The sequence below is a fragment of the Kitasatospora sp. NPDC028961 genome (assembly GCF_055564815.1).
This window is the reverse complement of record NZ_JBVHVO010000053.1, coordinates 1-6,967: the sequence shown is the minus strand read 5'-3', so window position 1 is coordinate 6,967 and position 6,967 is coordinate 1. Positions and strand designations below refer to the sequence as shown.

At 70.9% G+C, this 6,967-nt stretch carries 5 protein-coding genes and 1 rRNA gene; 2 read left to right on the top strand and 4 right to left on the bottom strand.

Features of this window, described 5'->3' with window-relative positions:
• Positions 1-221: 221 nt before the first annotated feature.
• The 3 genes from ACZ4UX_RS36905 to recD2 all read right to left on the bottom strand — a co-directional run bounded on the left by ACZ4UX_RS36905 (position 222) and on the right by recD2 (position 5,200).
• Positions 222-941, bottom strand: a complete 720-nt coding sequence (locus tag ACZ4UX_RS36905; RefSeq protein WP_329489906.1) for an SDR family NAD(P)-dependent oxidoreductase — start codon at positions 939-941, stop codon at positions 222-224.
• Between the two features lie 507 nt (positions 942-1,448).
• On the bottom strand, positions 1,449-2,738 hold the full coding sequence (locus ACZ4UX_RS36900) for a citrate synthase (RefSeq protein ID WP_329489905.1): 1,290 nt from the start codon (positions 2,736-2,738) through the stop codon (positions 1,449-1,451).
• Between the two features lie 224 nt (positions 2,739-2,962).
• Entirely contained in the window at positions 2,963-5,200 is a 2,238-nt protein-coding gene (gene recD2, locus ACZ4UX_RS36895) for an SF1B family DNA helicase RecD2 (RefSeq protein WP_352298434.1), read from the bottom strand.
• A 154-nt stretch (positions 5,201-5,354) separates the two neighbouring features.
• On the opposite strand from recD2, the gene ACZ4UX_RS36890 reads away from it, so the two are divergent.
• Both ACZ4UX_RS36890 and ACZ4UX_RS36885 read left to right on the top strand, forming a co-directional pair.
• On the top strand, positions 5,355-6,146 hold the full coding sequence (locus ACZ4UX_RS36890; RefSeq protein ID WP_465709856.1) for a VOC family protein: 792 nt from the start codon (positions 5,355-5,357) through the stop codon (positions 6,144-6,146).
• Between the two features lie 176 nt (positions 6,147-6,322).
• Positions 6,323-6,775, top strand: a complete 453-nt coding sequence (locus ACZ4UX_RS36885) for a GNAT family N-acetyltransferase (protein WP_359812249.1) — start codon at positions 6,323-6,325, stop codon at positions 6,773-6,775.
• A 104-nt stretch (positions 6,776-6,879) separates the two neighbouring features.
• Here the strand turns inward: ACZ4UX_RS36885 and rrf are convergent.
• Positions 6,880-6,967, bottom strand: a 5S ribosomal RNA gene (gene rrf, locus ACZ4UX_RS36880); the annotation flags it as partial.

Here is a 6,967-nt window from a genome sequence, read left to right as displayed (position 1 = left end):
GGCTACAACCTCGCCGCCCTCCCCCTCGCCGCCACCGGCCTCCTGAACCCCATGATCGCCGGCGCCACCATGGCCTTCTCCTCCGTCTTCGTGGTCACCAACAGCCTCCGGCTCCGCCGGTTCCAGCCCGCCGACCGGCCCTGAGACCGCGCCCCGGCAACGCCGAGGGGCCCGCCCACCGCGCGTGCGGTGGGCGGGCCCCTCGGCGTCTCCCGGAGCGGTCAGCGCCCGAGCAGCTCGCCGCCGTTGCAGTGCATGATCTCGCCGGTGATGAAGCCGGCCTCCGCCGAGGCCAGGAAGTAGACCGCCGCGGCCACCTCGCCCGCCTCGCCGATCCGGCCGAGCAGCGTCCGGGCCGCCCGGCGGGACACCTCGGCCTCGTCCAGCCGCGGGCCGAAGAACTCGGTGCCCGCCACGGTGCCCGGGGCGACGATGTTGGCCGTGATCCCCGAGGTGCCGAGCTGCGCGGCCAGGAAGTGGTTCCAGGCGTGCAGCGAGGCCTTGGCGGCCCCGTACGAGCCGGCGCCGCTCAGGGCGGCGATCGAGCTGACCGTGACCACCCGGCCCGAGCCCGGGGTGAGCCGGTCGCGGATGGACTCGGTCAGCAGCACCACGGTCAGCACATTGCGCTCGAAGTCGCCGCGCCAGCGGGCCAGCAGGGCGTGCGGCCCGCCACCGATCACGGTCTCCCGGCTGCCGGCGTTGTTCACCAGCACGTCGATCCGCTCCGGCAGTTCACCCAGCGCCGCCTCGACGTCGTCGGGGTCGGCGAGGTCGCGGACCAGTGGGGTGACATTCGGTCCGAGGTCGGCCGCGGCCCGTTCGAGCACCGCCCGCCGACGGCCGACGATCACCACCCGTTCGCCCGCCTCGGCGAACCGCCGCGCCACTTCGTACCCGATACCCGTGCCACCACCGGTGACGACGACGTTCCTGGCCATCTGCGCACTCCCTCCCCAGTTCCGCCGCCACGCTGCGAGGGTGCGGGGCGGTCCGTACCGGAATGCCACGATTCCTATCACGCTCGGTTGCCGTGACTGCGGGGAGGGTGACGTAGCCGCCGCCGGGAGGTGTGATATGGGCGGGCCACAACCCGCACACGGAGCGTGGCGAGAGGCAGCTCACACCCCCCGGGCGTAACTTCTCGCACCCTGATACGTCTTAGGTTGGTAGTGCGGCAGTTTTTCGGTGGGCGGAGACGTGGCGAACGGCATCACGTCGCCGCACGGCCACCACTGCCGCCGACGGGGCTCCGGCGGGCCCCGGGACGGTCGCCGACGGTTGGCGGCCTTCGCGCACGACGCCGGGGTGTGGCGGGTCTGGGACGCTTTGAGCGGCCGTCCCCGGCTGCGGCCGCCCCGGAGTCGTGCGCTGTACCTCTCCCACCCTCGTGCGGGACGGTGAAGGGCCCGGCCGCGTGAAGCGGCCGGGCCCTTTCAGGTCCTGCGTCAGCGGGCTTCGAGGCCCACGTAGTCGCGGATCGCGGTGCCGGTGTAGATCTGGCGCGGACGGCCGATCCGGCTGGTCGGGTCGTTGATCATCTCGTGCCAGTGGGCGATCCAGCCCGGCAGCCGGCCGAGGGCGAACAGCACGGTGAACATGCTGGTCGGGAAGCCCATGGCGCGGTAGATCAGGCCGGTGTAGAAGTCCACGTTCGGGTAGAGCTTGCGCGAGACGAAGAAGTCGTCCTGGAGCGCGTGCTCCTCCAGCTTGAGCGCGATGTCCAGCAGCTCGTCGGACTTGCCGAGCTGGCCGAGCACCTCGTGCGCCAGCAGCTTGACCTGCGCGGCGCGCGGGTCGAACGCCTTGTACACGCGGTGGCCGAAGCCCATCAGCTTGACGCCGTCCTCGCGGTTCTTCACCTTGCGAATGAACGCGTCGACGTCGCCGCCGTCCTTCTGGATGCTCTCCAGCATCTCCAGCACGGCCTGGTTCGCGCCGCCGTGCAGCGGGCCCCAGAGCGCCGAGATGCCGGCCGAGATCGAGGCGAACTGGTTCGCGTGGCTGGAACCCACCAGGCGGACGGTGGAGGTCGAGCAGTTCTGCTCGTGGTCCGCGTGCAGGATCAGCAGCTTGTCCAGCGCGTTCACGACGACCGGGTTGAGCTCGTAGTCCTCGGCGGGGACGGCGAAGGTCATCCGCAGGAAGTTCTCGACGTAGCTCAGGTCGTTGCGCGGGTAGACGAACGGCTGGCCGACCGACTTCTTGTACGCGTAGGCCGCGATCGTCGGCAGCTTCGCCAGCAGGCGGACCGTCGACAGGTGACGCTGGGCGGCGTCGAAGGGGTTGTGGCTGTCCTGGTAGAAGGTGGACAGCGCGCCGACGACCGAGGACAGCATCGCCATCGGGTGGGCGTCGCGCGGGAAGCCCTGGTAGAAGCGCTTGACGTCCTCGTGCAGCAGGGTGTGCTGGGTGATCTCGCGGTTGAACTCCGACAGCTGGTCCGCGGTCGGCAGCTCACCGTTGATCAGGAGGTACGCGGTCTCGATGAAGCTGCCCTGCTCGGCGAGCTGCTCGATCGGGTAGCCGCGGTACCGCAGGATGCCGTTGTCACCGTCCACGAAGGTGATCGCGGACTTGTACGCGGCGGTGTTACCGAAGCCGTTGTCCAGGGTGACCAGGCCGGTCTGCGGGAGCAGCTTCGAGATGTCGAAGCCGGCGTTGCCCGCAGTGCTCTCGACGACGGGGTACTCGTACTCGCCGTCCTGGTACCGCAGTACTACCGAGTTGTCGCTCACGTCTTCCTCACCGACGAAATGAATCCTCTTCCAAGGTGCCCTGACTGTCTCTACCATCCCCCATCTGGCGGACAGCCGCGCACCCGGGGTGGCCCGAAAGGGACCGCCCCTACAAAACCTGCCGCCGCAGCCGGTACGAACCGGACAAGATCGGCACCACTCCAGGCTCTGCCGTAAATCTCTTCACGTCAAGAGAACAATAGAGGCAACCATCCGTTGGAGAATCATCCAGTCGCCAGCCGATGATCCAGCGCGGCGTGCCTCCTACCTGCGCTGACGGTGCGAACGGCCTGTCCGATCGCCTTCCGTGACCCCACCAGCACTACGAGTTTCCGCGCCCTGGTCACGGCGGTGTAGAGCAGGTTCCGCTGGAGCATCGTCCAGGCGGACGTGGTGACCGGAATCACCACCACTGGGTACTCGCTCCCCTGCGACCGGTGGATCGTCACCGCGTACGCGTGCGCCAACTCGTCCAGCTCGTCGAAGTCGTACGGCACCTCCTCGTCCTCGTCGGTGACCACCGTCAACCGCTGGTCGTCCACGCTCAGTGAGGTCACCACTCCCACTGTGCCGTTGAAGACCCCGTTGCGCCCCTTGTCGTAGTTGTTGCGGATCTGGGTGACCTTGTCCCCCACCCGGAACGTCCGGCCGCCGAACCGGCGCTCCGCCAGCCCCTCCCGGGCCGGCGTCACCGCCGCCTGCAGCAGCGTGTTCAGGTTCCCCGCGCCCGCCGGCCCCCGGTGCATCGGCGCCAGCACCTGGACGTCCCGGCGCGCGTCGTACCCGAAGCGCTGCGGGATCCGCCGCGCCACCACGTCCACCGTCAGCCCGGCCGCCTGCTCGGCGTCGTCCTCCACGAACAGGAAGAAGTCCGGCAGACCCTCCGTCAACGGCGGCAGGCCCTCGTTGATCCGGTGCGCGTTGGTCACCACGCCCGACTGCGCCGCCTGCCGGAAGATCCTGGTCAGCCGCACCGAGGGGATCGGGCCGCCGTCGGCCAGCAGGTCCCGCAGCACCTCGCCGGCGCCCACCGACGGCAGCTGGTCCACGTCCCCCACGAACAGCAGGTGCGCCCCCGGCGCCACCGCCTTGACCAGCTTGTTCGCCAGGATGAGGTCCAGCATCGAGGCCTCGTCGACCACCACCAGGTCGGCGTCCAGCGGGCGGTCCCGGTCGTAGGCCGCGTCCCCGCCCGGCCTCAGCTCCAGCAGCCGGTGCACCGTCGAGGCCTCCACCCCGGTCAGCTCCGCCAGCCGCTTCGCCGCCCGGCCGGTCGGCGCCGCCAGGACGACCTTCGCCCGCTTCGCCAGCGCCAGCGTCACGATCGACTTCACCGTGAACGACTTGCCGCAGCCCGGACCGCCCGTCAGCACCGCCACCTTCTCCGTCAGGGCCAACCGCACCGACTGCTCCTGCTCCGGAGCCAGCTCCGCCCCCGTCCGCTTCGCCAGCCAGCCGAGCGCCGCCGGCCAGTCCACGTCCGCGAACCACGGCATCCGGTCCGACTCCGAACGCAGCAGCCGCAACAGCTGGTTGGCCAGCGAGATCTCGGCCCGGTGGAAGGGCACCAGGTACACGGCGGTGATCGGCTCCCCCGCCTCCCCCGGTACCGCCTCGCGCACCACCCCCTCCGCGGCCACCAGCTCCGCCAGGCAGTCGATCACCAGCCCGACGTCCACCTGGAGCAGCTTCACCCCGTCCGCGATCAGCCGCTCCTCGGGCAGGTAGCAGTGCCCCTGGTCGCTGCTCTGCGACAGCGCGTACTGCAGGCCCGCCTTCACCCGCTCCGGACTGTCGTGCGGGATGCCCACCGCCTGCGCGATCCGGTCCGCCGTCAGGAAGCCGATGCCCCAGACGTCCGACGCCAGCCGGTACGGCTCGTTCTTGACCACCCCGATCGAGCCGTCCCCGTACTGCTTGTAGATCCGCACCGCGAGCGACGTCGACACGCCGACCCCCTGCAGGAAGACCATCACCTCCTTGATGGACTTCTGCTCCTCCCAGGCCGCCGCGATCTTCTTGGTGCGCTTCGGCCCGAGCCCCGGCACCTCGATCAACCGGCCCGGCTCGTTCTCGATCACCTCCAGGGTGTCCACCCCGAACCGCTCCACGATCCGCTCCGCGAACCGCGGCCCGATGCCCTTGATGAGCCCCGAGCCGAGGTAGCGCTGGATGCCCTGGATCGTCGCGGGCAGCACCGTCGTGTAGTTCTCCACCACGAACTGCTTGCCGTACTGCGGGTGCGACCCCCACCGCCCGTGCAGCCGCAGCGACTCCCCCGGCTGCGCCCCCAGCAGCGCGCCCACCACCGTGAGCAGGTCGTTCGCACCGCGCCCGGTGTCCACCCGGGCGACGGTGTAGCCCGTCTCCTCGTTGGCATAGGTGATCCGCTCCAGCACGCCCTCGACCTGAGCGAGCTGGCGCGGCAGCGGCGGCTGGTCCGCCTGCGCCTGCCTGGCCACCGGGCCCCCCTTATCAGTGCGGGTGCAGTTTCGCTACGCACCGTACCGCCCGGGTGCGACACCGGGCGTCCTGATGCCAGGCTGGAGGGCAGCGGGGGGCGCCGACACCGCCCGTGCCCCGCCGCGACGGGCCCGTTCAAGGAGCACCGCCACCATGCTCAGCACCGCCTTCACCCCCGGCTCCCCGAACTGGCTCGACCTCGCCAGCCCGGACATCGCCGCGTCCGCGGTCTTCTACAACACCGTGTTCGGCTGGACCTTCGCCACGGCGGGGCCCGAAGGGGGCGGCTACGGCTTCTTCCAGCAGGACGGCCGCACGGTCGCCGCCCTCGGACCGCTCAACGAGAACGCGGACCGCCCCGGCTGGACGATCTACTTCAACACCCCCGACGCCGACCGGACCACCGCGCTCGTCGAAGCCGGCGGCGGCACCGTCCGCTTCGCCCCGTTCGACGTCTTCAACAGCGGCCGGATGGCCGGTTACCGCGACCCCACCGGCGCCGAGTTCGCCGTCTGGCAGCCGCACGCCACCCGCGGCCTGGACACCGTCACCGATCAGGGCACCTTCTGCTGGGCCGAGTGCTACAGCGTCGACGCCGACGCGGCCAAGGAGTTCTACCGCGGCGTCTTCGGCTGGCAGGAGCAGGACGTCCCGCTCGGCGAGGTGACGTACACCGTCCTCACCCCGGCCGGCGGCGGTACCGAAGACGCCCACGGCGGCATCATGCAGCTCGGCCCCGAGCAGACGGCCGCGGGCACCGGCTCGCACTGGCTCCCCTACTTCGAGGTCGCCAACGTGGACGCCGCCCTCGCCCTGGCCGGCCAGCTGGGCGCGACCGTCCGCATCCCCGCGATGGACGTGCACGGTGTCGGCCGACTGGCCCAGCTCCTCGACCCGCACGGGGCGGTCTTCGCCGTCATCACCAGCGCGCTGCCCGGCGAGTGACGCCGGATCACCTCGCCGCTCCACCCCTCGGGCGCACCCGCACGGCCCCCTCGGCGGCCTCTCGACGGCCTCTGACGGGCCCAGGCGGGCCCCGTGGGCGCGCGGGGCGGGCAGAGAACGGACCCGAGCCCCGGACGGGCCCCTCCGCGCCCCGGGGGCTCGCCTAGGCTGTGATCATGAACGACCTGACGATCCGCCGCGCCACCGCCGACGACCTGCCGGCGATAGTGGCCATGCTCGCCGACGACCCCCTGGGCGCCGCCCGCGAGAGCCCCGACGACCTCTCCCCCTACCGGACGGCCTTCGCCCGGATCGACGCCGACCCGCACCAGCACCTCGTGGTCGCCGAGCGGGCCGGCCGGACCATCGGAACGCTCCAGCTGACGGTGGTGCCCGGGCTCTCCCGCAAGGGCTCCACCCGCACCATCATCGAGGCGGTCCGGATCCACGCGGACGAGCGCGGCACCGGCCTCGGCACCGACCTGATCCGGTGGGCGATCGACCGCTCCCGCGAGCTCGGCTCCGACCTCGTCCAGCTCACCTCGGACGCGACCCGGACCGACGCCCACCGCTTCTACGAGCGCCTCGGCTTCGTCCCCTCGCACCTCGGGTTCAAGCTCGCCCTGTAGTCCCCCGGCCCGGTTCCGCACCGCAATTCCGCGATTCCGGCTCTGCCCCGGAAACGCAAAGAACCCCCCGATCCGTAAGGATCGGGGGGTTCTTCACAATGATTGTTCGGCGGCGTCCTACTCTCCCACAGGGTCCCCCCTGCAGTACCATCGGCGCTGTGAGGCTTAGCTTCCGGGTTCGGAATGTAACCG

What these genes read in the sequence shown, in the direction of transcription:
- ACZ4UX_RS36905 (WP_329489906.1), bottom strand. Translation starts at nt 941, where the DNA reads ATGGCCAGGAACGTCGTCGTCACCGGTGGTGGCACGGGTATCGGGTAC.
- ACZ4UX_RS36890 (WP_465709856.1), top strand. Translation starts at nt 5,355, where the DNA reads ATGCTCAGCACCGCCTTCACCCCCGGCTCCCCGAACTGGCTCGACCTC.
- ACZ4UX_RS36885 (WP_359812249.1), top strand. Translation starts at nt 6,323, where the DNA reads ATGAACGACCTGACGATCCGCCGCGCCACCGCCGACGACCTGCCGGCG.